This is a genomic window from Clostridium sp. Marseille-P7770 (assembly GCF_902143525.1).
Classification (GTDB): domain Bacteria; phylum Bacillota; class Clostridia; order Lachnospirales; family Lachnospiraceae; genus Pilosibacter.
Window position 1 is genome coordinate 210,837 of the sequence record NZ_CABFVC010000001.1, and the last position, 25,457, is coordinate 236,293.

The 25,457-nt window shown below is 46.2% G+C and carries 28 protein-coding genes; 20 read left to right on the forward strand and 8 right to left on the reverse strand.

Annotated features, from left to right (window positions below):
- Nucleotides 1–18: 18 nt before the first annotated feature.
- Together FN001_RS00955 and FN001_RS00960 are read right to left on the reverse strand one after the other, a co-directional pair.
- Nucleotides 19–549: a DUF3877 family protein gene (locus FN001_RS00955; protein ID WP_118297035.1), complete on the reverse strand. Its 531-nt coding sequence runs from the start codon at nucleotides 547–549 to the stop codon at nucleotides 19–21.
- 11 nt (nucleotides 550–560) lie between these two features.
- On the reverse strand, nucleotides 561–1,673 hold the full coding sequence (locus FN001_RS00960; protein ID WP_142410531.1) for an aldo/keto reductase: 1,113 nt from the start codon (nucleotides 1,671–1,673) through the stop codon (nucleotides 561–563).
- A 258-nt stretch (nucleotides 1,674–1,931) separates the two neighbouring features.
- On the opposite strand from FN001_RS00960, the gene FN001_RS00965 reads away from it, so the two are divergent.
- On the forward strand, nucleotides 1,932–2,621 hold the full coding sequence (locus FN001_RS00965) for a TetR/AcrR family transcriptional regulator (RefSeq protein ID WP_142410532.1): 690 nt from the start codon (nucleotides 1,932–1,934) through the stop codon (nucleotides 2,619–2,621).
- On the opposite strand, the gene FN001_RS00970 is transcribed toward FN001_RS00965, so the two are convergent.
- Nucleotides 2,587–3,498, reverse strand: coding sequence for an AEC family transporter (locus tag FN001_RS00970; RefSeq protein ID WP_118297038.1), 912 nt, complete (start codon nucleotides 3,496–3,498; stop codon nucleotides 2,587–2,589). The two genes, FN001_RS00965 and FN001_RS00970, sit on opposite strands and share 35 nt — an antisense overlap.
- Nucleotides 3,499–3,821: 323 nt before the next feature.
- On the opposite strand from FN001_RS00970, the gene FN001_RS00975 reads away from it, so the two are divergent.
- Both FN001_RS00975 and FN001_RS00980 read left to right on the forward strand, forming a co-directional pair.
- Nucleotides 3,822–4,388, forward strand: coding sequence for a GNAT family N-acetyltransferase (locus FN001_RS00975; protein WP_142410533.1), 567 nt, complete (start codon nucleotides 3,822–3,824; stop codon nucleotides 4,386–4,388).
- A gap of 200 nt (nucleotides 4,389–4,588) precedes the next feature.
- Nucleotides 4,589–5,272, forward strand: coding sequence for a DUF6198 family protein (locus FN001_RS00980; RefSeq protein WP_142410534.1), 684 nt, complete (start codon nucleotides 4,589–4,591; stop codon nucleotides 5,270–5,272).
- Nucleotides 5,273–5,408: 136 nt separating this feature from the next.
- On the opposite strand, the gene FN001_RS00985 is transcribed toward FN001_RS00980, so the two are convergent.
- From FN001_RS00985 to FN001_RS00995, 3 genes are all read right to left on the reverse strand, one after another.
- Nucleotides 5,409–7,310, reverse strand: coding sequence for an ABC transporter ATP-binding protein (locus FN001_RS00985; RefSeq protein WP_118533219.1), 1,902 nt, complete (start codon nucleotides 7,308–7,310; stop codon nucleotides 5,409–5,411).
- A gap of 1 nt (nucleotide 7,311) precedes the next feature.
- Complete coding sequence (locus FN001_RS00990; protein ID WP_142410535.1) at nucleotides 7,312–9,048, reverse strand: ABC transporter ATP-binding protein; 1,737 nt, start codon at nucleotides 9,046–9,048, stop codon at nucleotides 7,312–7,314.
- Nucleotides 9,049–9,240: 192 nt separating this feature from the next.
- Nucleotides 9,241–9,663: a MarR family winged helix-turn-helix transcriptional regulator gene (locus FN001_RS00995; protein ID WP_118297043.1), complete on the reverse strand. Its 423-nt coding sequence runs from the start codon at nucleotides 9,661–9,663 to the stop codon at nucleotides 9,241–9,243.
- A gap of 632 nt (nucleotides 9,664–10,295) precedes the next feature.
- Here FN001_RS00995 and FN001_RS01000 point away from each other — a divergent pair.
- Nucleotides 10,296–10,778: a DUF2798 domain-containing protein gene (locus FN001_RS01000; RefSeq protein ID WP_118533233.1), complete on the forward strand. Its 483-nt coding sequence runs from the start codon at nucleotides 10,296–10,298 to the stop codon at nucleotides 10,776–10,778.
- A gap of 471 nt (nucleotides 10,779–11,249) precedes the next feature.
- Here FN001_RS01000 and FN001_RS01005 read toward each other — a convergent pair whose 3' ends face one another.
- Nucleotides 11,250–12,860, reverse strand: coding sequence for an AAA family ATPase (locus FN001_RS01005; protein WP_486463463.1), 1,611 nt, complete (start codon nucleotides 12,858–12,860; stop codon nucleotides 11,250–11,252).
- Nucleotides 12,861–13,219: 359 nt separating this feature from the next.
- Here FN001_RS01005 and greA point away from each other — a divergent pair, with 359 nt between their 5' ends.
- The 8 genes from greA (at nucleotide 13,220) to FN001_RS01040 (ending at nucleotide 19,716) form a co-directional block, all read left to right on the forward strand.
- Nucleotides 13,220–13,702, forward strand: a complete 483-nt coding sequence (gene greA, locus FN001_RS01010) for a transcription elongation factor GreA (RefSeq protein WP_015554956.1) — start codon at nucleotides 13,220–13,222, stop codon at nucleotides 13,700–13,702.
- A 97-nt stretch (nucleotides 13,703–13,799) separates the two neighbouring features.
- Nucleotides 13,800–15,755 (forward strand): lysine--tRNA ligase, encoded by a 1,956-nt coding sequence (gene lysS, locus FN001_RS01015; RefSeq protein WP_142410537.1) that lies wholly within the window; start codon nucleotides 13,800–13,802, stop codon nucleotides 15,753–15,755.
- Between the two features lie 238 nt (nucleotides 15,756–15,993).
- Entirely contained in the window at nucleotides 15,994–16,467 is a 474-nt protein-coding gene (locus FN001_RS01020) for a DUF6075 family protein (protein WP_002596299.1), read from the forward strand.
- Nucleotides 16,467–16,643, forward strand: a complete 177-nt coding sequence (locus FN001_RS17915; protein ID WP_002596300.1) for a hypothetical protein — start codon at nucleotides 16,467–16,469, stop codon at nucleotides 16,641–16,643. The genes FN001_RS01020 and FN001_RS17915 overlap by 1 nt, the downstream gene beginning before the upstream one ends.
- Before the next feature lie 23 nt (nucleotides 16,644–16,666).
- A complete protein-coding gene (locus FN001_RS01025; protein WP_002596301.1) occupies nucleotides 16,667–17,449 on the forward strand; it encodes a ParA family protein in 783 nt (260 codons plus the stop codon).
- A complete protein-coding gene (locus tag FN001_RS01030) occupies nucleotides 17,442–18,323 on the forward strand; it encodes a ParB/RepB/Spo0J family partition protein (protein WP_002596302.1) in 882 nt (293 codons plus the stop codon). The genes FN001_RS01025 and FN001_RS01030 overlap by 8 nt, the downstream gene beginning before the upstream one ends.
- Nucleotides 18,324–18,338: 15 nt before the next feature.
- Complete coding sequence (locus FN001_RS01035) at nucleotides 18,339–19,403, forward strand: DUF6017 domain-containing protein (RefSeq protein ID WP_014081158.1); 1,065 nt, start codon at nucleotides 18,339–18,341, stop codon at nucleotides 19,401–19,403.
- Nucleotides 19,384–19,716 (forward strand): DUF6050 family protein, encoded by a 333-nt coding sequence (locus tag FN001_RS01040; RefSeq protein WP_038259775.1) that lies wholly within the window; start codon nucleotides 19,384–19,386, stop codon nucleotides 19,714–19,716. The genes FN001_RS01035 and FN001_RS01040 overlap by 20 nt, the downstream gene beginning before the upstream one ends.
- A 46-nt stretch (nucleotides 19,717–19,762) precedes the next feature.
- On the opposite strand, the gene FN001_RS01045 is transcribed toward FN001_RS01040, so the two are convergent.
- Nucleotides 19,763–19,969 (reverse strand): helix-turn-helix domain-containing protein, encoded by a 207-nt coding sequence (locus tag FN001_RS01045; protein WP_002596305.1) that lies wholly within the window; start codon nucleotides 19,967–19,969, stop codon nucleotides 19,763–19,765.
- A 100-nt stretch (nucleotides 19,970–20,069) separates the two neighbouring features.
- Here FN001_RS01045 and FN001_RS17920 point away from each other — a divergent pair, with 100 nt between their 5' ends.
- From FN001_RS17920 to FN001_RS01080, 8 genes are all read left to right on the forward strand, one after another.
- Nucleotides 20,070–20,231 (forward strand): hypothetical protein, encoded by a 162-nt coding sequence (locus FN001_RS17920; RefSeq protein WP_002596306.1) that lies wholly within the window; start codon nucleotides 20,070–20,072, stop codon nucleotides 20,229–20,231.
- Nucleotides 20,232–20,269: 38 nt separating this feature from the next.
- On the forward strand, nucleotides 20,270–20,638 hold the full coding sequence (locus tag FN001_RS01050; protein ID WP_014081156.1) for a hypothetical protein: 369 nt from the start codon (nucleotides 20,270–20,272) through the stop codon (nucleotides 20,636–20,638).
- Between the two features lie 92 nt (nucleotides 20,639–20,730).
- Nucleotides 20,731–21,387: a hypothetical protein gene (locus tag FN001_RS01055; protein ID WP_002596308.1), complete on the forward strand. Its 657-nt coding sequence runs from the start codon at nucleotides 20,731–20,733 to the stop codon at nucleotides 21,385–21,387.
- Between the two features lie 78 nt (nucleotides 21,388–21,465).
- Nucleotides 21,466–22,014 carry a hypothetical protein gene (locus FN001_RS01060; protein ID WP_002596309.1) on the forward strand — a complete coding sequence of 183 codons (549 nt, stop codon included), beginning with the start codon at nucleotides 21,466–21,468 and terminating at the stop codon, nucleotides 22,012–22,014.
- A gap of 114 nt (nucleotides 22,015–22,128) precedes the next feature.
- Entirely contained in the window at nucleotides 22,129–22,554 is a 426-nt protein-coding gene (locus tag FN001_RS01065) for a hypothetical protein (RefSeq protein ID WP_002596310.1), read from the forward strand.
- Nucleotides 22,555–22,673: 119 nt separating this feature from the next.
- Complete coding sequence (locus tag FN001_RS01070; RefSeq protein ID WP_002596311.1) at nucleotides 22,674–23,150, forward strand: PcfB family protein; 477 nt, start codon at nucleotides 22,674–22,676, stop codon at nucleotides 23,148–23,150.
- Nucleotides 23,147–23,521, forward strand: coding sequence for a conjugal transfer protein TraG (locus FN001_RS01075; RefSeq protein ID WP_142410538.1), 375 nt, complete (start codon nucleotides 23,147–23,149; stop codon nucleotides 23,519–23,521). The genes FN001_RS01070 and FN001_RS01075 overlap by 4 nt, the downstream gene beginning before the upstream one ends.
- Before the next feature lie 43 nt (nucleotides 23,522–23,564).
- Entirely contained in the window at nucleotides 23,565–25,412 is a 1,848-nt protein-coding gene (locus FN001_RS01080; protein WP_207732025.1) for a recombinase family protein, read from the forward strand.
- Nucleotides 25,413–25,457: the final 45 nt, after the last annotated feature.

The following is a 25,457-nucleotide window of genomic DNA, read 5'->3' on the forward strand; positions in this document are numbered from 1 at the left end:
AAATTACCGGTCTTCCATTTACAGCAGCTCCTCATAATCCTCCGGCAGGAACCGGTGGTAGATCAGATGGCATCCCTCATCCTTAAAACAGTAATAATACCGATCCGGGATGCCATCCGCAAAGTGGAACGCCCAGTCGAAATCGCCGTCCTCAATTTCTTCAAACACGGCATGTTCCGACCATTTGAGGAAAAGCTCCCGGATCTCATCAAGGCTGCATCCATGTCTCCCGACAAGTTCTACAAGGTCCTGGATAAACTCCCGTCCTTTCATCTGTTCATGGACGAACACACTGCCCTCTTCCGGGATCTTAATACAGAACCGGTCCCCTTTTGCGGTCACCTGAACAGCTCCAAGCGTATCCTTCGTGTGGACTCCAAGCTCCTGAAGCCGCTCTTCCATCCGTTCCGGGGTATCATCTGTCCCGAAAAAGTGATTCAGCGTTGAGACCGGATAGTACAGCCGGATCACCTCCGGGCGAAACCCGAGCTTCGCCTGCTGCTCCTTCACCATATCGATCAGATTTTCTTCCAGTTCATGAAATCCCATGTTATTCTCCTTTATGCCTCTTTCTTCTCAAATTCCGCCGCAACATCACACAGCAGATCGCGGATCTTCAGCTGTTGCGGACAAATCTGCTCACATTTTCCACATTTGATGCAGTCGGATGCCTTTCCATGCCCATTCGTGTGGATTTCATAGTAATAGTCAGAATTCCAGTTCTGATACATCTTTTTCGCATTCATGCAGGCGAAAAGATCCGGGATCAAGATCTTTTTCGGACAGCCGTCCACACAGTAGCGGCATCCTGTACACGAACTCAGCTTTTTGCCCCGGATGATCTCACATACCTTCTCTACCGCCTGTGTCTCTTTCTCGTCAAGCGGCCTGAAGTCTTTCATAAAGTCCAGATTTTCCTTCATCTGGTCGATCGCGCTCATTCCGGAGAGGACCATCATAATCCCCGGGAATCCCGCCGCATAGCGGATCGCATATGTCGCCGGACTTCCGCCATGGAGCTCGTCAAATACTGCTTTTGCATTATCCGGAAGATTTGCGAGACTGCCGCCGCGGACCGGTTCCATGACGATCACCGGTTTTCCATGCTTTCTGCAGACTTCATAGCATTTTCCGGACTGAACCGCCGGGTCATCATAGTCGATATAGTTGAACTGGAGCTGTACCACCTCTACCTGCGGATACTCGGTGAGGATCTGGTCAAGAACCTCCGCACAGTCATGGAACGAGATTCCAAAATGGCGGATCTTTCCCTCTTCCTTGAATTTCAGTGCCGTCTCATACGCATGACATTTCTTGAACTTTTCAAACTTTTCAACATTCTGGGCATGCATCAGATAAAAGTCAAAATACTCCACTCCGCAGCGTTCCAGCTGGGACTCAAAAAGCGGGCGGATATCCTCTTCTTTTTCGAAGAAATTTCCTGTCAGCTTATCCGTGAGAATATAGCTTTCTCTCGGGTGACGGCTCGTCAGGCAGTTTTTGATCGCAAGCTCGCTCTTTCCGCCGATATAGCCACGCGCCGTGTCAAAGTAATTGAATCCCTGTTCCAGGAAATAATCGACCATCTGACAGACCTGTTTCTCGTCCACCTCTTCCCCGATCATCGGGAAACGCATACAGCCAAATCCAAAATTTTTCTTGATCTTATCCATCCGCTTCTCCTTTTCCCACGCGATTCACCGGCCGGGATCTGAAAGCATCTTCCGTTACAGTACACGGGCACTCCATGCCCGCGCACTGTAACAGGATTTTGCGTCCCAGTCTCACGGTTTTCACCTGTTTCGTAAGTGACATATTGTAACTAATTTTGATGTTAGCATACCCCACATGCCTTGTCAAGTGCCTGGAAATCAATTATAATGATGGTGTATTTATTGAATAAAGCATGGAATTGACAGGAGGTGAACCCCATGACAGACTTTGTGCGCGCAAGAAGTGAAGAACAGAAACAGGCCCGGATGGCAGAGATCAAGGCTGCTGCCGACTCTCTTTTTAATTCCGTCCCCTACCAGGAGATCACCCTGTCCACGATCGCAGGAAAGCTGTCATGGACACGCGCAAACCTCTACAAATATGTGACGACAAAGGAAGAGATCTATCTGGAAATCTGTTCCGATAAGATGCACTCCTATTTTGATGATCTTTTCGCCGCTTTCCCGGAAGGGAAAACATGGACTCCGGACGAGTGGGCTGGCCGCTGGGCCGATGTCTTAAACGACCACCGCGACTATTTCCGCTACAGCGATATCCTCTGCACAATCATCGAGGTCCATGTCTCTGCCTGCCGGCTTGCCTGCTTTAAAAAAAGTTATTTTACCAGCAAAGATGCTTTCGTCAGACTTATGGCAGACCACTTCAGTCTCTCTGACCATGACGCCAGCGAAATTTTTCTCGCCGTCCTGTACCATGCGTCCGGTCTCTGTGGGAGCACTCACTCGAATCCGGTCATGAAGGAAGCATTAAAAATAGCCGGAATCCCGCATAAAGAACGGGATTTCCGGCTCAGTATGTACGAATTTATCCGAATGAACCTCTGGTATTACCTTGAAAGTCCCACAGGATCTCCTACTGCAGGAAATAACACCAGATCGGAAGTGTGATCAATGAGACGACCGTGGAAAAGACAACGATCTTCGTTGCCAGGCGGTCGTCTTTTCCATATTTGACCGCAAGGACTACACTCGTGCTCGCCGCCGGCATCGCGGAGAGGATCACGCAGACCGCTGTGATCAGCGAGTCGATCCGGAACAACCGGCATCCTGCAAGGACGATGACCGGGATCAGGAACAGGCGGATAAATGTATAATAGTAAACTTCTTTTGAGAACACCTCTTTAAACGGCACCTCCGCCAGTGTGCATCCGATGAGCAGCATCGCGCAGAACGTATTGGCTCCGGCGATCGTCCGAACTGTCTGGTTTACAAATCCCGGAAGCTGAAACTGCGAGATGAGGAGCACCATTCCGGTAAAGATCGCGATGATGCACGGATGGGTCAGCACCTTTTTCACAAGTTCTTTTTTCGTCGGCGCCTCCGTAAAGTAAGTGAGTCCTACCGACCACATGAAGATCCTCGTCGGGATCGTATAGACTGCGGCGTACATGATCCCAAGGTCTCCGAAAATTCCTTCCGCAATCGCATTTCCGAGGATCCCGGCATTGGAGACGATCGTCGCGTACTGAAGAACCTTCCGGCTCTCTTCATTCCATCCCGGATAGAGGACGCGGCTGAGCCCGTTCGAGATGATCTGGATCAGAAATGAGATCACGATCACTTCCAGGGTCAGTTTTAAAATGTCCATGCTGAATTCCATCTGGAACGATTTGATGATACTCGCAGGAAGTGTCACGTTCATGACAAGATTGCTCAAAAGCGCCTTTCCACTCTTATCGATCATCCCTTTTTTCCTCAGATACCATCCGAGCGCCAGAACGCAGAACATCATGCCCTGCATATTAAATAAACTTGTAAAATCCATTTTGTTCCCCTTACCTGCGGCTGTCTTCTCTGTATGTTATAGATAGCCGCGGTTTTATGCATTAAAGTTATTGTAACTCTCGCATTTGAGATTTGTCAATTGGCATGTTCGGTGCAGCTGCAAAATATGCTTAAAATTCTTTCTATTTGGCAGGCGGATCATCCAGACGCCGAAGTTGGTCATTTACAAGACTTCCGGGGTAAAAACGTTTTCCGACGATGATTGCAGGATATCGTTCCGCGACAAAACTCCTGTTTTCATCTCCTTTTTCCGGTGCTATAATAACTCCTGTTACAGCAGTTTTTTCAAAAAGGAGGTCCCCCATGGATTCCATCAATATCCGAAATGCAAAACTTGAAGATGCCCCGCGCATCCTGGAAATCTATACCTATTATGTAGAAAACACCGTGATCACATTCGAATACGAAGCCCCCTCTCTCGAAGAATTCGAAAACCGGATGCGCAACACCATGAAAAAATATCCATATCTCGTGATCGAGCGAAACGGAAAAATCGAAGGCTACTCCTATGCAGGTCCCTTCGTCGGCCGCGCCGCCTACGACTGGGCCTGCGAACTCACGATCTACCTGGACCATAACGCAAAAAAATGTGGTCTCGGCCGAAAACTCTACGAAGCCCTCGCCGACCGCCTGAAAACCATGGGTATTCTGAATCTTTATGCCTGCATCGGCTACCCCAAAGTAGAGGACGAATATCTCAACAAAAACAGCGCCCAGTTCCACGAACACCTCAGCTTCCACCTCTGCGGAACCTTCGAAAACTGCGGCTACAAATTCAACCGCTGGTATGACATGATCTGGATGGAAAAAATTATCGGGGAACACAAGGCAGACCAGCCGCCGGTAAAACCGTACTCCTACATGGAATAAAAAGAATCCATAGAGATCAACACTTTTACGGATGTAAATATGCGTTATATTACATTTTTTCGGATGTTAGCCTGTCTCCGGCAACTTTTTTCGGGCAAAGGACAGCAAAAAACCCCCTCTTGCACATTCCCCACCCCCGCGCTACAATAATAACCGTTCTGCACTTCACAGAAACATCGACTAACGGGAGACATACACAAATGAACACCAAAAACCAAAATGACACCCGCCCGATCTGGCGAGGTGAACTTGCCCTCTTGATCGTTGTCCTCATCAACAGCTTCGGCGTAGTCCTGATGCTTGACTCCGGTGCCGGAATCTCGGCAATCTCCAGCGTACCATACGCCTTCTCAGAATCATTCCCACGAATGACACTCGGCACCTGGACCTACATTTTCCAGGGCACACTCGTGGCTGTCCTGATGATCCTTCGAAAAAAATTCGTTCCGACCTACCTCTTCAGCTTCGTAGTCGGCTTTGCCTTCAGCAAGATGCTGGATGTCTACAAAACTGCCCTTGCCGGTCTTCCAATGGGACTCGGATATCAGATCTGTTACTTTATCGTGAGCTATGTCGTCCTCTGCATCGGAATTGCACTCTCCAACCGCTGCGGACTCCCGATCATCCCGACCGACCTGTTCCCGCGTGAAACAGCTGAGATCCTCAAAGTACCCTACTCCAGAGTCAAGATCACCTTCGACGTGCCCTGCCTCGCCGTGACTGCCGGACTGACCTTCCTCTTCCTCGGCCACATCAAAGGCCTCGGGATCGGAACGATCCTTGCCGCCTTTACCATGGGAAAAGTGATCGGTCTGATTGGAAACGTCCTCGACCGTCATTTCCGATTTGTATCATTTCTGACAGAAAAAGAACAGACGGCATAAAAAATCCCCCTCCCACTCCTGCCCGCACACCCGGATTTCCGGGCACACTGCAGAAGTTAGAGGGGGATTATTATTTACGCGAAGCGTGTTTTCACTTGTTATATTCACAAATTACTGTATGACCAGACCGCAGCCATTACTCCAGCTCAAACGCACCTGTATAAAGCTGATAATACACGCCCTTCTGCGCGATCAGCGTCTCATGGTCGCCGCGCTCGATGATGTGACCGTGGTCGAGAACCATGATCGCCTTACTGTTGCGGACCGTGGAAAGACGGTGCGCGATAACAAAGACGGTACGTCCCATCATCAGGTTGTCCATACCTTCCTGGACGAGTGCCTCCGTTCTCGTATCGATCGAGCTTGTCGCCTCATCGAGGATCATGACCGGCGGATCCGCAACGGCTGCTCTCGCGATCGAGATGAGCTGTCTCTGACCCTGGGAAAGGCTCGCACCATTTCCGGTGAGCATCGTATTGTAGCCCTCCGGCAGTCTCTGGATAAAGTCATCGGCATTCGCCAGTCTCGCTGCCGCCATACACTCCTCGTCCGTGGCGTCCAGACGACCATAGCGGATGTTGTCCATGACCGTGCCGGTAAACAGGTTGACATCCTGTAAAACGACGCCGAGAGATCTTCTAAGATCCGGCTTTCTGATCTTCGTGATGTTGATGCCGTCGTAACGGATCTTTCCGTCCGGAATGTCGTAGAAACGGTTGATCAGGTTCGTGATCGTCGTCTTTCCGGCGCCGGTCGCACCTACAAACGCGATCTTCTGACCAGGTTTCGCATAAAGAGTGATATCATGGAGAACAAGCTTCTCCGGTGTGTAGCCGAAATCAACATCCTCCAACCGGATATCGCCCTTTAACGGGGTGTAGGTGACGGTTCCGTCCGCCTTGTGCGGATGTTTCCATGCCCAGATGCCGTTCTTGTCGTTTGTCTCCTTCAAGGTTCCGTCCGCAGTCCACTCCGCGCGGACAAGCGTTACATAACCTTCATCCTTCTCCGGCTCCTCATCGATCAGAGAGAACACTCTGGAAGCTCCTGCGAGTCCCATTGCGACCATGGAAACCTGCATGGATGCCTGCCCGATCGTCTGGGAAAGCTGTCTTGCCATTCCGAGGAACGAGACGATGATACCGATCGTAAGGACACCGTTTCCGCCGAGGCTTAAGTTCGGCGCTCCGCAGTAGACGAGAAGTCCGCCAACGATCGCCAGTACCACATACATCAGGTTGCCGACATTGTTTAAGATCGGCATCAGGGAGTTACCATAGCGGTTTGCAAGTTCTCCGTCGGAGAACAGTTTCTCATTTAACTTGTCGAAATCCTTCTTGCACTCTTCTTCATGACAGAACACCTTTACGACCTTCTGTCCCTGGATCATCTCCTCGATGAAACCTTCCTCTTTCGCGAGCGACTTCTGCTGCTCCATCATATAGCGGGAGCTCGCGCCGCCGAATTTCTTCGTGACCGTCAGCATGAGCACCGAGAACAGGCAGACCAGGATCGTCATCCACACGCTGTAGTAGATCATCATGAGGAACATGACTGTGATCGTCAAAGATGCCTGGAATACCATCGGAAGCGACTGACCGATCATCTGGCGGATCGCGTCCGTATCGTTCGTGTAGGTACTCATGATATCGCCGTGTGCATGTGTATCAAAATATTTGATCGGCAGGGACTGCATCTTGTCGAACATGTCCACACGCAGATGTTTTAACGTTCCCTGTGTCACGATCGCCATGAGGTGCGTGTAGGTGAACGCCGCGGCGACACCGAACGCGTAGATCGTGAGCATGGAGAGGATCGTCTGCATGAACGGCTGTTTCACACTTTCCATGCCCGATTTCAGGCCCGGAAGAATACAGGTATCGATCAACCGCTGTAAAAATACCGTCTGGACAACGGAAGCCGCCGCGCTGACGATGATGCAGCAGATGACCACGATCAGATGGATCCTGTAATTCTGGAAGATATAGCGGAGCAGGCGGCCGAAAGTGCCTTTTTTCCTATTGTTCTGTTTTTCCATATCACTCTGCCTCCTTGCTCTTTGTCTGGGAATCATTGACTTCCCGGTAAATTCCGTTTAAAGCGAGAAGTTCTTCATGCGTACCGGACTCCACGATCCGTCCGCCGTCCATGACGAGAATGCGGTCCGCATCCTGCACGGAGGAGACACGCTGGGCGATGATGATCTTTGTGGTATCCGGAAGCTCATTCTTAAATGCCTGACGGATCAGGGCATCGGTCTTTGTGTCGACCGCAGAGGTGGAATCGTCGAGGATCAGGATCTTCGGCTTCTTTAAAAGAGCTCTCGCAATACAGAGACGCTGCTTCTGGCCGCCGGAGACGTTCGTTCCTCCCTGCTCGATGTAAGTGTCATAGCCGGCCGGGAACTGGGTGACGAACTCATCCGCCTGCGCAAGCTTGCATGCATGGATCAGCTCCTCGTCTGTGGCGTTCTTGTTGCCCCAGCGGAGGTTATCTTTGATCGTTCCCGAGAACAGGACGTTCTTCTGGAGAACGACGGCCACCGCGTCACGGAGCGCCTGGAGGTCATATTCTCTCACATCGCGTCCACCGACTTTGACCGAACCTTCCGAGACGTCATAGAGACGCGGGATCAGCTGGATCAGGGAAGTCTTGGAGGAACCGGTTCCTCCGATGATCCCGATCGTAGCGCCGGACGGGATCTCAAGATCGATGTCCGTGAGTGCATATTTCTTGTTCTTTCCGGAATAGCGGAAGGAAACATGATCAAACTCGATGCTGCCGTCCTTCACTTCCTTCGCTCCGTTTTCCGGAGATCTCAGGACACTCTCATGTGTCAGGACCTCCGCGATACGGTCGCCGGATTCCTGCGCCATGCTGCACATAACAAATACCATGGACAGCATCATCATTGAAGACAGGATCTGGACGCCATAGCTGATCAGGGAGGAAAGTTCACCGGTCGAGAGCGATGTTCCACCGGATCCGATGATGAGCTTCGCTCCAAAGAAGCTTACTAAAAGCATCGCAAGATAGATGCAGAACATCATGATCGGGTTGTTCAATGCGAGGATCTTCTCTGCCATCGTGAAGTCTTTCCGGACTTCCTCTGCGGCTTTTCCGAACTTTTCCTTCTCGTAGTCTTCACGGACGAAGGATTTTACAACACGGATGCCGCCGACGTTTTCCTGGACGGAATTGTTTAAGGCATCATACTTCTTAAAGATCCGCTTGAAGATCGGATGTACATAGAAAAAGATGCCGAACAGCGCGATCGCGAGGACCGGGATCAGTGCCAGGAAGATGAAGGACATCCGGACATTGATACTCATGCTCATGATCACGGAGAAGATCATCATGAGCGGGGCACGGACTGCCATCCGGATGAGCATCTGATACGCATTCTGGACGTTTGTGACGTCGGTCGTCATTCTCGTAACCAGAGAGGACGATGAAAACTTGTCGATATCCGCAAACGCGAAATCCTGGGTTTTAAAATAGAGATCTCTCCGGAGGTTCTTTGCAAGTCCGCATCCGGCTGTTGCCGCGGATCTTGCGGAGAGGACTCCAAAACACAGGGACATGGTCGCAAGGACCAGAAGAAGCACGCCGTACTTTAAGATCGGCGTCATGGAAGTTCCCGTCATGTCATCGATGAGCTTTGACATGATGAGCGGGATCGTACATTCCAGCACGACCTCCATGGCAACGAACACGGGCGTCTCGATGGATGCCCGTTTATATTGGCGCACGCTTTTTAAAAGTGTTTTAACCATGAATCTTACCTCGTTTCCATATTATGATTTGTTATGATAAAAGTTCAAAAGGTTCGGTACAGCAGGTCCGTATCCTTGCAGAACCGGCTGTATCTTCCCCCTTTTGTCCTCATAACGGACTTTCTCCTTTCAGATAAGTCTTCTGTCTCCCGCTGCCGGAAAGAGAACAGAGTCTTATCTGACTAATCTGTATCAGGACATGTTTCGGATCATCCGGCTGATGACGCGGAAAAATGTCGCGAGATCATCCTCCGTGATCCCCTCGGTCAGCCTTCGTTCCGTCTCCTCCAGACTCTCCCGGATCATTCCCTGGTACTGGAGTCCCTTTTCCGTCACAACGATCCGCTTTAATCTCGCATCGTAGGGAACCGTTTCCCGGCGGATCAGACCATTCTTTTCCATATCCTTTAAGATTTTTGTGGCCGTCGGCGGCCGCAGGCTGTATTCTTCCTCGACATCTTTCTGGAACACATCCGTGTCCATGCTTCTCGCCAGAATAAAATGAAGCGTTTTTCCCTGCGCGGGGCTCAGAGTGTCGTGAAAAGAAAAGGTACTGAAATGCCTCCGGATCAAATTGGACAGCATTCCGATACTTCTGCCAACAGTTTCTTTCATAAATCAAAATCCCCCTTAAAAAAAGAATGTGCCGCAGCTCATTCTCGCACCGAGCGCGATCGCTATCATCTTTGTCTGCATCATATTTCAGCGCTTCTTTCCATTCTCCGCTCTGACCGTAAGAAAATGTGAAACCAAAATCAGAGTTCCTGTCGTCTCCGACCGTATTCCATTGATTTTATTCTTAGCAAATACTTAGCAAACTAATTTGTTAGCTTGCTAAGTATCATAAAACATCCATCATTTAATGTCAACGAAAAAAATGTGAAAATTCTGTGAGGAAATCATTACATGAAACTCCATATGGGAAGGTGAATAAGAGCATATAAGAATATTGTATACAATTTGTGCATGTTTCCGAAAATGTAAAAATTGGAAAAAAAGACTTACGAAGTCCGGAAAAATATTGTATACTGCGTTCACATAGAGATTGGAAACGCAGTGAGATGCACACAAAAAGCAGTGGAGTCGCAACGAGTTTTGTTGACTTCGCTGCTTTTTTTCTGCCCCTTGCAGTGAGAAGCGCATCCGGAAGAAAAGACATTCCATATGCTTTTCCGATCATGAAAAAGAATATGTACGCTAGCACGTACAATAACCAAAAACACAATTTCACAAAAAGGAGAAAAAGTATGCCAAGAAATAAAAGAGAAAGTCTGATCTACACCGTATTAATGTGCTTTACTATGGTGCTCTGGATGAGCATCTACAATGTAACCCTTCACATGGGAGCTCTGAACCTGACCACGATCCGCGAAGCATGGATCGGTTTCCCGATCGCCTACGTGTTTGCGATGTGCATGGACTGGTTCGTCGTATCAGGCCCGGCAAAGGGATTCGCATTCCGTTTTCTCGTTAAGCCGGAAAGCCCGGTATTACACAAAGTGATCGCAGTTTCCTGCTCCATGGTCGTTCCGATGGTGATCATCATGTCCATGTACGGAGCTCTTGAGGGATGTGTAAAGAGCGGAAACTTCAATCTGCTCCTGATCATCTGGCTGACAAACATCCCGAAGAACTTTATCATGGCTCTTCCGTTCCAGCTCCTCGTTGCAGGACCGCTTGTACGCCGCGTATTCCGCGGAGCATTCCCGGAGGGAACTGTGTTAGCATGATCGGATAAAAGCTGATCTGCGACAAAAATTTTTGTTATAGATCTCAAAAACGCCCTATCTGCAGAATGCAGCAATCTTTGCGAGTGAACCCATTGAAAAACAAAAGACACAATGCGAGATTGAATTTTTCAATCAGCACTGCGTCTTAGCGTCTGGCTCTTCCGTCTTTCCGGTCATGACCTGATTTCTTGTTTTTGTAACCGTTCGGTTACTTTGTATTATAGCAACCGAACGGTTACTTGTCAAGATAAAAGAGGACGTTCGGCGGAAACTGTTTCATGAGGAATAACATTATGCCGCCGCATTCGCATTCACCTGGTCGATCACCTTCCGGATCCCCATCCATACAGACAGATTCTTGTTAAACTTCGCCAATACCCAGAATTGTTCCCTAGTATTTGGCTGACAGGTGTGCGCGTGCGGATGATATTGCAATTTTGATTGATCCTCCTCAGTTCTTCTCTACAAATCTTAGCCGTTCTTCAGTTCTTCCACCCTACAAAAATGCTCTTTCGTTTTCCTGTCATAACTGATCCCAACTGCCAGAATTCTTCCTGTATACTTCTGCTTTTCTCCGAGTTTTCCCATTAAGCGCAGCGCATAGTTCTTCTTTTTAATCTGAGCGATTGCTTCTTCCGGTGATGCGTCTACCTTCAATTCCAGGATCAGGGCATCCGCATTTTTTCTCTCCGGATAAAAGATAAAATCTGCATATCCTTCTCCGGCTTTTTCTTCTCGTTCCACCTGATAGCGATCTCTGGCCGCAAGATATACCAGATTCACAACAGCCGATAATTCAATTTCATTATTATATGAAAAGATCGGCGATTCTGAGTCATGTGCATATTTTAATATCTGCGACATGGTATTTGTATCTCCTGCAATCGTTGCTTTCAGCATTTTTTCTGACTCCCGCGCCAGATTATACACATACCCAAATGATTCCTTTGACATCAGAAGCAGCCTGAACTGGTCCATGATCTCCCGATTCGGAATAAACACTTTTCCATCCTCATATGTCAGCAGACCGTAGATTACCATTGCAGAGTAAATTTCATCCTTTGTATGCAGCTTCATCGCAGTCGCAGCGTAGTTCTGGATCTCAACATCAATGCCCTCTCCTGCGATCATCAATACGATATCATCACGGACTTCCTCCACATTATTGCGGACATAGTAGAAGATTTCGTCATACGGTCCGGAGCTGGTCCAATAGTTTCGTACCTGGTTGTCCGTCAGAGCACATACGATTGAACGTGGATTGTAGATCAGATCTCCGCCTGCTGTGTGATATCCGTCATACCAGTTTTTCAAGTCTTCTCTCGCTATTTTCGGATTGCGTGTTATGGTCCGGTATCTCTGATAGAGGGTATCCACTTCGGAATCGAGGAAACCGAAGAACTCACTGAAACGTACAGAAGTCGCCATATCATATTCCAGGAACATGTTGAGCTCTGATCCGCTCGAATACTTTGCGATCGGAAGAACGCCTGTCATATAGGCAAGTTCTACGTAGACCTCACCTTTTAAGAGTGATTTCAGGAAGAGCAGATACTCCTTCTGATCCTGTTCTGTAATAAAATCCATGTGAAACGGTGCATCCCACTCATCAATGACAAAAATGTATTTTTCATTTTTCTCCTGGCAGATCATATTCAGAATATCCCAGACAGCCTTTTCTGTATCGATCTGAAGATCCGGGTATTCCTGGAAAAGATCTTTCTTCAAGCCATCCAGGATTCTTGTGATATACGCATCGTATGTGGTACATTTCTCCGGTACTTTACTAAAATCTATATAAATGATATTATGCCGGTTCAGATGACGTTCAAAATACGGATCCGTCGCAATCTCAAGCTGCGAAAAGATCTGTCTGGAATCTTCCGCTTTTCCGAAAAAAGCGCCCACCATATTTGCCATCACACTTTTTCCAAATCTTCTCGGTCTCGTAATGCATAAAAAGCGCTCCGTCGTGTTCATGGAAAGAAAAAGCTCCTGCAGCAAAGCCGTCTTATCCATAAAATATTTTCCTGCAGCTGCCACCTGATACGCATCATACGGAACTCTGCTGTTCAAAAACATTCCCATCGCATTTCCTCTCTTTCCGGCTGGATCTCTTCTTTTTCATATTATCCTTAGTATAAAGCATCTGCCGTTATAAATCAACAAATCCGGCTTTGCTGAGATGCTCTTTCCACTCTGAAATCTTCACAGCCGCGGACCACCCCGTTCATGTGTTTCCCCCTCCGTGTTCTTTCTATAATAAATACACTTCCCCCGCACTTTCTGTCACATCCCCACGAAACTCCGCAAAAATCCACCAAAACTAAGGCTTTCGGCTTCTTGACAATCCCAATTCTACACGCTATAATACAGAGAATGTAAAGCTAAAAATTATAAAGGGTCATTCTGCCCCGAAACAATAAGAAAGGTAAGACGTCATGGCTGATAAGAAACATATTTTAACTTATGCAGGACTGAAAAAATACGAGGATGAGCTTCAGGATCTGAAAGTAAACCGCCGTCGTGAGATTGCCCAGAAGATCAAAGAGGCAAGAGAACAGGGAGACTTATCCGAGAATGCCGAGTACGATGCTGCGAAAGATGAGCAGAGAGATATTGAGTTAAGAATCGAAGAGCTCGAGAAGCTGTTAAAGAACGCAGAGGTTGTCGTTGAGGACGAGGTAAACCTTGATAAGATCAATGTTGGATGTATCGTAAAGGTTTACGATGTCGATTTCGATGAGGAGATGGAATTCAAGCTCGTTGGTTCCACAGAGGCAAACAGCCTTGAAAATAAGATCTCCAATGAGTCTCCGGTCGGACACGCGCTGATCGGAAAACGCGTTGGTGACGTTGTTGACGTTGAAACACAGTCCGGAGTTATCCAGTATAAGGTACTCGATATTAAAAGAGTCGATTGATCGTCATCGTGTACAGGCAGTGATCTTCCGGACTGAAAATTCTGTACACGACCGTATCGATCATACACAAAGACTACAGTGAAGGAGAAATAGAAAAGTGGCTGAACAGCAGAATCAGAACAAGAATGCAAATGCAAAAGAGCAGGATATCCACCAGCTCCTAAAGGTGCGCCGCGAGAAGCTTGCTGAGTTACAGACAGAGGGCAGAGACCCGTTCCAGATCACAAAGTATGATCAGGATACTCACAGCGCAGATATCAAAGACAATTACGCAGAATATGACGGAAAGGAAGTTTCCATCGCCGGACGTATCATGTCCAAGCGTGTGATGGGTAAAGCTTCCTTCTGCAACGTCCAGGACCTCAAGGGCAACATCCAGTGCTATGTATCCCGTGATGAGCTCGGTGACGATTCCTACAAAGACTTCAAGAAGATGGATATCGGCGATATCGTCGGCATCAAAGGCTTTGTATTCACAACAAAGATGGGCGAGATCTCTGTTCATGCCCATTCCGTAACTCTGCTCTCCAAGAGCTTACAGATCCTTCCGGAGAAATACCATGGTCTGACAAACACGGATACCCGTTACCGTCAGAGATATGTGGACCTGATCATGAACGAGGACGTAAAGAAGACATTCGTTATGCGTTCCAAGATCATCAGCTGCATCCGCAGATATTTAGATAACCTCGGATTCCTCGAGGTTGAGACTCCGATGCTCGTTGCAAATGCCGGCGGTGCTGCCGCAAGACCGTTCGAGACTCACTACAATGCACTTGACGAGGACGTTAAACTTCGTATCTCCCTCGAGCTCTACTTAAAGAGACTCATCGTCGGCGGTATGGAGCGTGTTTACGAGATCGGCCGTGTATTCCGTAACGAAGGTCTTGACACAAGACACAACCCGGAATTCACTCTGATGGAGTTATACCAGGCATATACAGACTACAAGGGAATGATGGACCTCACCGAGAACATGTTCCGTCATATCGCAGAGCAGATCTGCGGATCCACAACGATCCCGTATGCGGATGTTGAGATCGACCTTGGAAAGCCGTTCGAGCGCCTTACCATGATCGATGCGATCAAGAAATATACCGGTATTGATTTCAACGAGATCACTACGACTGAGGAAGCAAAGAAATTAGCAGATGAGAAGGGCGTTCACTACGAGGATCGTCATGTCCGCGGCGACATCATCAACCTCTTCTTCGAGGAATTCGTTGAGGAGCACCTGATCCAGCCGACCTTCATCACAGACCATCCGATCGAGATCTCCCCGCTTACCAAGAAGAAACCGGGTCATCCGGAGCAGGTTGAGCGTTTCGAGCTCTATATCTATGCCCGTGAGATGTGTAACGCATACTCCGAGTTAAACGATCCGATCGACCAGAGAGAGCGTTTCAAAGCACAGGAGGCTGCTCTTGCTGCCGGTGATGACGAGGCAAACACAACAGATGAGGACTTCTTAAATGCCCTTGAGATCGGTATGCCGCCGACCGGTGGTATCGGATACGGTATCGACCGTCTTGTTATGTTATTTACAAACTCCCCGGCGATCCGTGACGTACTGCTCTTCCCGACAATGAAGTCCCTGGACGCTAAGAAGGGCGAAGGGAAGGCTGAAAAGGCAGTAGAAAATGCTGCTGTGGCAGAGGAAAAGGTTGCAGAAAAGATTGATTTCTCCAACGTAAAAATCGAACCATTGTTTGAAGAAATGATTGATTTCGATACCTTTGCAAAGGCTGATTTCCGTGCAGTAAAGATTCTGGAATGTGAAGCAGTACCGAAGTCAAAGAAGCTTTTAAAGTTCACTCTGGATGACGGAACAGACCGGAAACGCACGATTTTAAGCGGTATTCACGAGTATTACGAGCCAGAAGATCTGATTGGCAAGACAGCGATTGCAATCGTAAATTTGCCTCCGAGAAAGATGATGGGCATTGATTCCGAGGGTATGCTGATTTCAGCAGTACACGAGGAAGATGGACATGAGGGATTAAATCTTCTCATGGTGAATGACTGGATTCCGGCAGGTGCGAAGTTGTACTAAGAATCAGAAAATCCATAGACTTTTATGAGTTTATCGAGTGTTTGACATCAAATTGACATCAAATTTGTGTCATTCGGTGGACTAATATGGACTGAAAAGGGATGTTTTAGAAATCAGAACCTTTCAAAACTTAATAGTTGAATGCTATTAAAAGGACATTTTCCAATAAAACGGAGAGTGTCCTTTTTCTGTTGTTATGGTCAAAACAAAATCAAAATAACACAAGGAGGGTTCTATTATGACAAGTACAGCGTTAGGAGCAGAAACCAAAAAGGAAGAAAAGATTATTTTTATCAGCGATGCACATGAGAAATTCTACTACGAGAAGTTAAAGGAAGTCCGGTATCAGGATGTTTACCACAAGGCACTCTGCTATTGTCTTGGGATCAGCGATGATACCAGAAGAAATGTTTACAGAATTTATGATTTCAAAACAGGATGCGTAATAACAGAGTGTTTACACGAAGGCTGGCAGACCAGTGGAAGTGTGAGAGTGATCAGAATGGCATTCAATCTGTATTGCAATGGAACACCAAGTGTTTCCGATTATGAAGATGCAGAAGAACAGGTGGACGAGTGCAGGCAGTACACGGTGGAGGAAATATTCTGCTGTGCTTATGCACCATATTTCTGGCAGGCAATTCAGATTCGGTATCCGGAATATGCCACATACAACCATAAGCTGTATGCCTTATTGGGAGGAACAGACTAATGTTAAAAGTCAGATTGATGGGAACAAAGAATGATATTAAGTGGTTCGGAAAGATTTTGCAGAGGAATCCGAAAGTGGAAGTAACGGAGTTTTCCGAGATGTATCCGAATAAGGGAACGAAGAAATTTTACAGGGCGTATGTAGAAGTAAAGAAAAGAAACGTAGCAGAAAAATAGCAGAAAACAAAGGAGAATCTATCATGTGTAAAATAATCGCAATCGCAAACCAAAAAGGTGGTGTGGGCAAGACCACCACAACCAGTAATTTAGGCATAGGATTGGCAAAACAGGGCAAGAAAGTCCTGCTGATTGATGCCGATGCACAGGGCAGTCTGACAGACAGTCTTGGCTTCACAGAGCCGGACAAGCTAGAGGAAACACTTGCAACAGCACTTGGCAATATCATCAATGATGAAGATATGGAAGCGGATTATGGTATCCTGAAACACAAAGAGGGAATTGACCTGATGCCGGGAAACATTGAGCTTTCCGGTCTGGAAGTATCACTTGTAAATGTGATGAGCAGAGAGCTTGTGATGCGTTCCTACATAGAGCTGGTAAAGGATAATTATGATTATATTCTGATTGACTGTATGCCCTCTCTCGGCATGATTACTATAAACGCTTTTGCCTGTGCGGACAGTATTCTGATTCCAGTGCAGGCGGCATATCTTCCGGCAAAAGGGTTGCAGCAGCTTATTAAGACCATAGGAAAGGTCAGGAGACAGATTAACCCGAAGCTGATGATTGAGGGGATTCTGCTGACAATGGTGGATGCTCGAACCAATTATGCAAAGGACATTACTGCATTACTGGTGGAGAATTACGGTAGCAAGGTGCGGATATTTGAAAACAGTATTCCCATTTCCGTCCGTGCGGCAGAGATTTCCGCAGAGGGTGTCAGTATCTACGAACATGATCCGAAAGGCAAAGTAGCCGCTGCTTATCAGTCTTTGACGGAGGAGGTGCTTGGGAATGAGTAAAGCAGGAAGTGCCGCAAAGGTAAAATTAAGCAGTTATGATGATTTATTTGGAAATGCAGAAGAAAAGACAGGGAGCGAAGAGCAGATTATCAGAGCCAAGCTCACGGATTTGCATGAGTTTAGAAATCATCCGTTCCGTGTACTGGACGATGAAAAAATGGAAGAAACAACGGAAAGCATCAGTAAGTATGGGGTGCTCGTACCGGGAATTGCAAGACCGAGGGCAGAGGGTGGCTATGAAATCATAGCCGGACACCGCAGAAAACGAGGTTCAGAACGGGCAGGAAAAGAGGATATGCCTGTGATAGTCCGCAATTATACAGACGATGAAGCTACGATTATCATGGTGGATTCCAACATTCAGCGTGAGGACATTCTGCCAAGTGAGAAGGCGAAAGCTTATGCCATGAAATACGAGGCTATGAAGCATCAGGGCAGAAAAGGAAACGGAAATACGCTTGACGAGGTAGGAGAAGCTGCCGGAGAAAGCGGAAAGACGGTGCAACGGTATATCTGGCTTGCAAGGCTGTCCGATGAGCTGCTAGAGTTGGTTGACAGAAAGAAAATCGGTCTGGTACAGGGTGTTGACATTTCCTTTCTGTCGGAAGATGCACAACAGTGGGTGCTGGTAATCCTTGAGGAAAGCGGAGCAAATATTTCCACAGTACAGTCTGCCAAGCTGAAGGAATATGGGAAAAGCGGCGAACTGACGCTGCCGATGGTGCGTCTGATACTGACCGAGGAAAAGCCGAAAGAGAGGAAAGTTACAATCAAGTCTGAAAAAATCAGCCAGTTTTTTTCAGAGGAATACTCCAGCGAAGAGATTGAGGGGATTATCCTGCAATTATTGGAGGAATGGCAGAAGAAACAGTAAAGGGGGTGCGGTAAAATGGGTAAACAGATACAGTTTGATTATTACTATGGGATTGAAGCAGAACAGTTTTCCTTTTATCGTGTTCCTCGGTTGCTGATTAAAGACGAGCGTTTCAAGGGGCTTAGCAGCGATGCCAAGCTCCTGTACGGTCTGATGCTTGACCGTATGTCACTGTCTATGAAAAATGGCTGGTTGGATGAAGAAAACAGAGCCTATATCATTTATACTCTTGATAATGTCATGGAGGATTTGGGATGTGCAAAAGCAACCTGTGTTAAGATTATGAAAGAGTTGGACAGTGATAATGGGATAGGATTGATCGAAAAGAAACGCAGGGGACTTGGAAAACCGGATATTATTTATGTAAAGAATTTTGCCACAATAGGAGAAGCAGAAGAAGAAACGCCTGCAAATGCTGATGTTTCCACAGAAGTTCAGGATTTGAACCTCAAGAGTTCTAAAAGTTATACTTCCAGAAGTTCAGAAACTGAACTTCAAGAGGTTCAAAAAGCAGACTTCCAGAAGTCTAAAAATTTTACTTCAAGAAGTACAATATCTGAACTTGCGGAAGTTCAAAAAGCAGACCCTAATTATACTAACTATAATCATACTAACCAGAGTAATATTGATAGGAATTATATCAATCCTATCAATCAATCCGGCAGTGAGTTGGAAGGGGAGATTGATGTGATGGAAGATGTCAATGCTTACATGGAAATCATCAAAGAGAATATTGAGTACGAACATCACATGAAATATGGCAGATGGCAGGACAAAGGGCTGTATGAGGAATTGTATGAGGTAATCTGCGAGATTGTATGTGTGAAGCATAAGACTGTTAAAATCGGTGGAAATGATTATCCATATGAGCTTGTAAAATCAAAGTTCCTCAAACTGAATAGCTCCCATTTGGAATATGTGATAGGATGTATGCAGGAAACAACTACGAAAATTGCAAATATCAAGGCATATATGGTAACAGCTCTTTATAATGCACCCTCAACGATGAATCATTATTATCAGCAGGAGGTACAGCATGATATGTACGGAGGTGGCTGGAATGAAAAGAATATTGGTTAAAATTGTGCTTCCGGTATCGTTGCTGGCAGTTTGGATGATAACCTGTTATCCGATTTGCAGAAAAGCAGAAGGATTTGATTTTTTCCTGTATTGGGTACTGGTCGGCTGTCCTTATGGGATCAGAAAAATGTGTATGATTCTCATACCAAAAAATTTCGGAATTGCAGGAAGTATAGGAATACTGGCACTGAACTGTATTGTAGGTGGTCTGATTGGCGGTGTGGTTGTAATTCTGAGAATGGTTATGGTGCTGATGGAGATAATAAAGATAATCAGTGATACTTCTGGACACGATGTCCAAAGGTGCAGATGAAAAGCGAAAATGAAAAAGGCATTGTTCATCAATCAGAACAACACCTTTAATTATCATCCGGGACGTATTCCATAATCTCTTCAATCCGGCAGTTAAGTATCTGGCAAAGCCTGTTTAAAATAAGCGTTTTTACAACAAGGTTCTGCCGAAGCCGCTGAAGCTGTGCTTTATCAATGCCATAATCTTTGATAAGCTGGTACTGGCTGATTCCTTTTTCCTTTAGCGTACGCCAAAGCGGATCGTATTTAATCATACTGAAAGCTCCTTTCCACACTTGTATTCTAAGTGCATGAAACATATAATAATATGGTGCGTGTACGCACCATAAAACATACAAGGAGAGTAAAAAAGTTATGGAACATAATGAGTTTAAGGATCAGCTATACGAAGTATTAGATGAAAATGATGTGGCTTTAGGGATTGAGGATATAGATACCTCTGATGCCGCAAATATTTTTACAATAAAAACAAGGGACGGAAGTGTTTTTGAAATAGAAACACGGAAGATTGAATAAGAGGCAGCACGATGCCTCGAAACAGGAGGTTTGCAACTGTGGAGAAAAGTTACATTACAGACATAGAACGGGAACGGTGCAAAAAGGTTGCCGCAGCCTATGCAGAACTGTATGAGCTGGAAAGCATTTTGGTATTGGATGTAGGACGGTACGGTTTTGTGAAGCTGCAATATTACACACCGGAGTATGGATTTAATGATGTTATAACCTATACAGACAGTGAGAGTATGTTTGAGGACTTATGGCAGGAATGGCTTGATACCCGGCTCTATCTCTTCGCAAAGGGAACGCCGATGCTGGAAATGGGATATGAGGAAATCTTCAAATGTCTGCCGGAGGAAAAACAGAAAGAGCTTTTAGAGCAAAAAGCAGTATTTGCAAAAATGGCAGAAATAGAACTGAAATAAAACAGCGTCAGGGCAGTTATGAATTGAAAGATTTGTAGCTGCCCTTTTTTTATTGCTTTTGGACACGATGTCCAGAAGCGGAAAGGAGCAAAATGGAATCATTACGAGATGTAAAAAGAGTTATGGAACGGGAGATAGAGAAAGGGAGCTGCCCATTACAGTTTGAATATCTGGAATTTGGAGAAAAACCGTTTCAGTTCATAGAATCAGAGGAAAAGCTGAATGAGGTGCTTTCGTATTTGTTGCGGTTGGGGGAATATAGAGGATATACGGAGCATCTTGTAGGAAATAACGTGTATATGGATTTGGATATGTTGTGCCGGAAAATTCAGTTTAAGCGTACCCATTCCCCTGTGGAGCGTAGTGAAATCCAGTGGAAAATACAACGCTATAAAAATAAACTGAAACCGGACTATGCAGGTAAGGTTTGTTTAGAAATAGTGCAGTGCGTTTTCAGTCTGCCGGAAGGAGCAGCGGAGAAGTACCAGATTGTATATGATGGACAGAAAACCTATGCTTTTGCCATGTCAAATAAGTATATTCTGGGACTTTTTACTCATTGTGAAGCCGCAAGAAAATCTGCTGTGGAGGACGGTGTGGAGTTTGTACATCTGCCGGAGAATGAACAGAAAATCGTCAGTCTTGAAAATGTGAGGAATGTGTTGTTTCAGGCATTGCTGCTTGATAATGTTACGGTGGAGAATGGTCTGTTCCATGCACAGATGTGTACGGTTATGCTGTTGAAATAAATGTACCGGAAATATTTGATACAGGCATAAATTTTGTTATAATGGCTTTGAACAGAATTTGTCCGAAAGAGGGATTGTATGAAACCAAATCATCATTCACTGGCATATAAACAGCAGAAACAGCCGAATAAGACCTATAAGGATTTAAAACAGAAGCAGAAGATGAAAATAGCAGACTGGATGTTTCGGGAAACCTGCATTTTCTATAAGGAAAATGGAGAGATACCAAATGAGGAGGTAGCAAAGCAGATTATTGACCGGATTTATGAAAAACTGAAATCTCTTGCAATCTGGGTTCCGTATGAAGAGGTTTACCGAGCATATCTTTTAAAATTGCCACGATATGAGCTTCGTATTGCGGAAAATGGGATACCGGAAGAAAAGCCGCCGAAGGAGAAAAAGGAGGATGTGCCGAAAAAGAAAAAGGGAAGCAGTAATAAGCGGTGTCCGGTATGCGGCAGGAGAATGAAACAGCAGTTTATTGGTTTGCAGCATTGCAAATGTGGAATGAGCTGGAAAAAGGACATCGGCTTTTTTGAGCGAACCGGAGATATGGTGTTTGCCTTGGAGCGGAGAAAAATAGGAAATAAACAAAAACAGTGCCCTGTCATTCGATATAAGGAATAGGGCATGGAAAAACAGAAAACAGCGTCAGGGCAGTTATGAGTCGAAAGATTTGTAGCTGCCCTTTTTTATTGCTTTTGGACACGATGTCCAGAAGCCGGATGGAGGTCAGATGAAATGAAAAAGAGAGAATTTCAGAAAAAAGCAGCCGCAGCGTTATTGGGAAAACTGGCAGATGTTGTGATGGAACTGGAAGAAAATCCAAACATCACAATAACGTCGGAGTATCATAGTAGCTATTTTAAATTGAGAAAGAATTACAATCTGATTCAGATTTCGGTCAAGCAGACAGGAGAGCTGACGTATCAGTTGACGGATATGCTGGGAAACACAGGCAGAAGTCAGATTTATGTACAATATCATGCTGGAGATGATCCGGAACATTTGATAAAGAAGTTTGTTGAGGATTTTGGGCGGCTTTATAAGGATTTTCTTTTAGCGGGAACGCTGCATGATTTTGTTCGTATCCAGTTATCTGTGGATGCAGATACAGAGGAAGCATTAAGGGAGTACGAGGACTGTATCAGAGCAGGCTGCCTGTAAATCAGAATTTTTGGACACGATGTCCAGAAGCGGAAAGGAGAGAACATGAAATATTTACTACATCGGCTGCTTGTTCCGCCCTGAAGGAACAGCAGTAAAAAGGAAAGAAGGAGGTACAGATGCAGGAAGAAGTAACGCAGAAAACAATCGCCCTTGTGATTAAGGCTGCAAAGCTGGATGCCAATATCCTGAAATCTGCCATGAGAATGTATCTGAATCATTGCAGAAAACAGGCACAGAAAACGCATGGGAAAGTGTCGGTTAAGGAACTGGTGGGCGAGGGTGCAGGTGCTTCATCCATTGAAATCACAGATGGCAATATCAAATCCTTTGAGCGGGTAGCTCGTAAATACAATGTTGATTTTGCTGTGAAAAAGGATAAGACCACCGAGCCACCGAAGTATCTGGTATTTTTCAAGGGCAGGGATGCCGATGCTGTGGCACAGGCATTTAAGGAATTTGTTTATGGAAATGAGAAAAAGAACAGTAGGACTTCTGTAAGGCAGAAATTAAAGCATTTCCGGGATGTGGTATCAAAGGATCAGAACAAAGAACGGAGCCGGGAAAAGAATAAGGACAGGGGGCAGAGCCTATGACTAATATCATAGCAGGCATTACCAAAGATTTAAAAGCTGTCCCCAAAAAGCTGAAGGAAAAAGCAAAAAGTGCAGATGTTAAAAAGCTGATACTGCTGAATCTTCCCTATGTGCTTGCCGGGTACTTCTGTAATAAGGCAGCATTTTTATGGAGAGTGGCAGAGGGCAGTAATGCGTCTGACAAGATGATGGTAGTAATGAGCCAAATGGACAGGATGTTTTCCAATCCGTTCCCCAGTTTTTTTCTGAGTGATTTGCTGATTGGAATCGCCGGAGGCGTTGCCTTAAAATTCATTGTTTATTATAAGGCGAAGAATGCCAAGAAATTCCGGCAGGGTGTGGAATACGGTTCTGCACGGTGTGGTGCATAATCTTAACTGTAAGGAAAACTATGTGGACGCAGGAGGTATGCACATGAACGAATATAATAAAATTACAGCCCTTTACTCCCGCCTTTCCGTCGGGGACGAGGACAGAGATGGCGGCGAGAGCAACAGCATTGTAAACCAAAAGGCATTTCTGGAACGGTACGCCCAACAGCAGAGATTAACCAATATCCGGCACTACATTGACGATGACGAAAGCGGCAGGTTCTTTGACCGCTCTGCCTATTCCCGCATGATGGAGGATGTGGAAAACGGAAAAATAGGCGTCTGCATTATGAAAGACCTGACGCGCTGGGGGCGTGATTATCTCCAAGTCGGCAATGCAATGGAGGTATTCAGACGGAACAATGTCCGCTTTATCGCGGTCAATAACGGCATAGACAGCGACAATCCCGATACATTGGAGTTTGCGCCCTTTATCAATATCATGTCGGAGTGGTACGCAAAGGACATCAGCAAGAAAGTAAAAACGGGTATCAGGACCAAGGGTGCAAGCGGCAAACCCATCGCCACCGAAGCCCCATACGGATATATGAAAGACCCGAACAACAAGGATTTTTGGATAATCGACGAGGAAGCCGCCGAAGTGGTACGCTTGATTTTCCGTCTGTTTATCGGCGGGAAGAACAGAAACCAAATTGCCGTATATCTCAAAAACGAGCAAATCCTCACGCCTACGTTCTACCTCAAACAGCACGACAGAGGGACAGCGAAAAGCAGACCGCTGAACGAGGAAAATCGCTATAAATGGAACAAAGCAACCTTAACCAAGATACTCACAAGGCAGGAGTATTGTGGTGATGTTGTCAATTTCAAGACCACAAAGCATTTTCGGGACAAGCGCAACCACTATGTAGATAAAAGCGAATGGCAGATAACCGAGAATGTGCATGAGCCGATTATCGACCGCGCCGACTTTGAAACCGTACAGCGGATTTTGGAAAACGCGCCTGTCAGACGCCCTAACGGGGACGGAGAAATCCACCCTTTGTCGGGCTTGATGTTCTGTAAAGACTGCGGCGCAAAAATGCACATTCGCATAGATTACAGGAACGGCGGCAAGCGTCATGTTGCCTTTTGCAGCGAGTACCACAAGGGCAAAGCCAAAAATCCCAAATGCAATTCCCCGCACATCATAGACGCTGATTTAGTCATGCAGACTATCGCGGATGTTCTGAAAAAAGTTGCAGAATACTCCATAAGCAACCGGGAGGAATTTGAAGCATTAGTCCGAAAAAACCTTGATATGCAGCAGACGGACAAGAGCAAAAAACAGCAGAAGCGTATTCCGCAAATTACAACACGCCTTGAACAGATTGACAAGGTGCTGAATAAACTCTACGAGGATAACGCCCTCGGTGCTATCCCACAAGACCGATACGAGCAAATGTCACAGAAATATTCGGAGGAATACTATACGCTGAAAGCGGAACTTGCAGAACTCAAAGAACAGTTATCCGCGTTTGAGGACGCAGGAGGATGGGCGCATAAGTTTTTGAAGCTGATAGAACGCTACGCCGCCTTTACCGACCTTACCCCCGCCATTCTCAATGAATTTATCAGCAGAATTGAAGTGCATGAGCGCGATAAGAAAAGGGCAAAACAAGCTGTTCAGCATATCGGGATATATTTCAGCTATATCGGCAAGTTTGAAAACGAACTGACACAGCTTGCAGAGCCGACAGAGGAAGAAATCCGGCAAATGCGGGAGAAAATCGAAGAAGCCCAAAAGGAAAAGAGCCGCGCTTATCATCGGAACTACTCAAAGGAATACCGGGCGAAAAACCTTGAAAAACGCCGGGAGTATGAACGCATCAAGGCGCGGGAATATCGGGCAAAGCGAAAGGCGCAAGCCGCTGCGCTGCCCGTATCGTAAAACAGAATAACCGACAGCAGAAAGGGATTTTCCAACTATGGGAAA

Excerpts from the sequence above, each read along its gene's own strand:
- FN001_RS00955 (WP_118297035.1), bottom strand. The coding sequence starts at position 549 with ATGGGATTTCATGAACTGGAAGAAAATCTGATCGATATGGTGAAGGAG.
- FN001_RS00960 (WP_142410531.1), bottom strand. The coding sequence starts at position 1,673 with ATGGATAAGATCAAGAAAAATTTTGGATTTGGCTGTATGCGTTTCCCG.
- FN001_RS00965 (WP_142410532.1), top strand. The coding sequence starts at position 1,932 with ATGACAGACTTTGTGCGCGCAAGAAGTGAAGAACAGAAACAGGCCCGG.
- FN001_RS00970 (WP_118297038.1), bottom strand. The coding sequence starts at position 3,498 with ATGGATTTTACAAGTTTATTTAATATGCAGGGCATGATGTTCTGCGTT.
- FN001_RS00975 (WP_142410533.1), top strand. The coding sequence starts at position 3,822 with ATGGATTCCATCAATATCCGAAATGCAAAACTTGAAGATGCCCCGCGC.
- FN001_RS00980 (WP_142410534.1), top strand. The coding sequence starts at position 4,589 with ATGAACACCAAAAACCAAAATGACACCCGCCCGATCTGGCGAGGTGAA.
- FN001_RS00985 (WP_118533219.1), bottom strand. The coding sequence starts at position 7,310 with ATGGAAAAACAGAACAATAGGAAAAAAGGCACTTTCGGCCGCCTGCTC.
- FN001_RS00990 (WP_142410535.1), bottom strand. The coding sequence starts at position 9,048 with ATGGTTAAAACACTTTTAAAAAGCGTGCGCCAATATAAACGGGCATCC.
- FN001_RS00995 (WP_118297043.1), bottom strand. The coding sequence starts at position 9,663 with ATGAAAGAAACTGTTGGCAGAAGTATCGGAATGCTGTCCAATTTGATC.
- FN001_RS01000 (WP_118533233.1), top strand. The coding sequence starts at position 10,296 with ATGCCAAGAAATAAAAGAGAAAGTCTGATCTACACCGTATTAATGTGC.
- FN001_RS01005 (WP_486463463.1), bottom strand. The coding sequence starts at position 12,860 with ATGTTTTTGAACAGCAGAGTTCCGTATGATGCGTATCAGGTGGCAGCT.
- greA (WP_015554956.1), top strand. The coding sequence starts at position 13,220 with ATGGCTGATAAGAAACATATTTTAACTTATGCAGGACTGAAAAAATAC.
- FN001_RS01020 (WP_002596299.1), top strand. The coding sequence starts at position 15,994 with ATGACAAGTACAGCGTTAGGAGCAGAAACCAAAAAGGAAGAAAAGATT.
- FN001_RS17915 (WP_002596300.1), top strand. The coding sequence starts at position 16,467 with ATGTTAAAAGTCAGATTGATGGGAACAAAGAATGATATTAAGTGGTTC.
- FN001_RS01025 (WP_002596301.1), top strand. The coding sequence starts at position 16,667 with ATGTGTAAAATAATCGCAATCGCAAACCAAAAAGGTGGTGTGGGCAAG.
- FN001_RS01030 (WP_002596302.1), top strand. The coding sequence starts at position 17,442 with ATGAGTAAAGCAGGAAGTGCCGCAAAGGTAAAATTAAGCAGTTATGAT.
- FN001_RS01035 (WP_014081158.1), top strand. The coding sequence starts at position 18,339 with ATGGGTAAACAGATACAGTTTGATTATTACTATGGGATTGAAGCAGAA.
- FN001_RS01040 (WP_038259775.1), top strand. The coding sequence starts at position 19,384 with ATGAAAAGAATATTGGTTAAAATTGTGCTTCCGGTATCGTTGCTGGCA.
- FN001_RS01045 (WP_002596305.1), bottom strand. The coding sequence starts at position 19,969 with ATGATTAAATACGATCCGCTTTGGCGTACGCTAAAGGAAAAAGGAATC.
- FN001_RS17920 (WP_002596306.1), top strand. The coding sequence starts at position 20,070 with ATGGAACATAATGAGTTTAAGGATCAGCTATACGAAGTATTAGATGAA.
- FN001_RS01055 (WP_002596308.1), top strand. The coding sequence starts at position 20,731 with ATGGAATCATTACGAGATGTAAAAAGAGTTATGGAACGGGAGATAGAG.
- FN001_RS01060 (WP_002596309.1), top strand. The coding sequence starts at position 21,466 with ATGAAACCAAATCATCATTCACTGGCATATAAACAGCAGAAACAGCCG.
- FN001_RS01065 (WP_002596310.1), top strand. The coding sequence starts at position 22,129 with ATGAAAAAGAGAGAATTTCAGAAAAAAGCAGCCGCAGCGTTATTGGGA.
- FN001_RS01070 (WP_002596311.1), top strand. The coding sequence starts at position 22,674 with ATGCAGGAAGAAGTAACGCAGAAAACAATCGCCCTTGTGATTAAGGCT.
- FN001_RS01075 (WP_142410538.1), top strand. The coding sequence starts at position 23,147 with ATGACTAATATCATAGCAGGCATTACCAAAGATTTAAAAGCTGTCCCC.
- FN001_RS01080 (WP_207732025.1), top strand. The coding sequence starts at position 23,565 with ATGAACGAATATAATAAAATTACAGCCCTTTACTCCCGCCTTTCCGTC.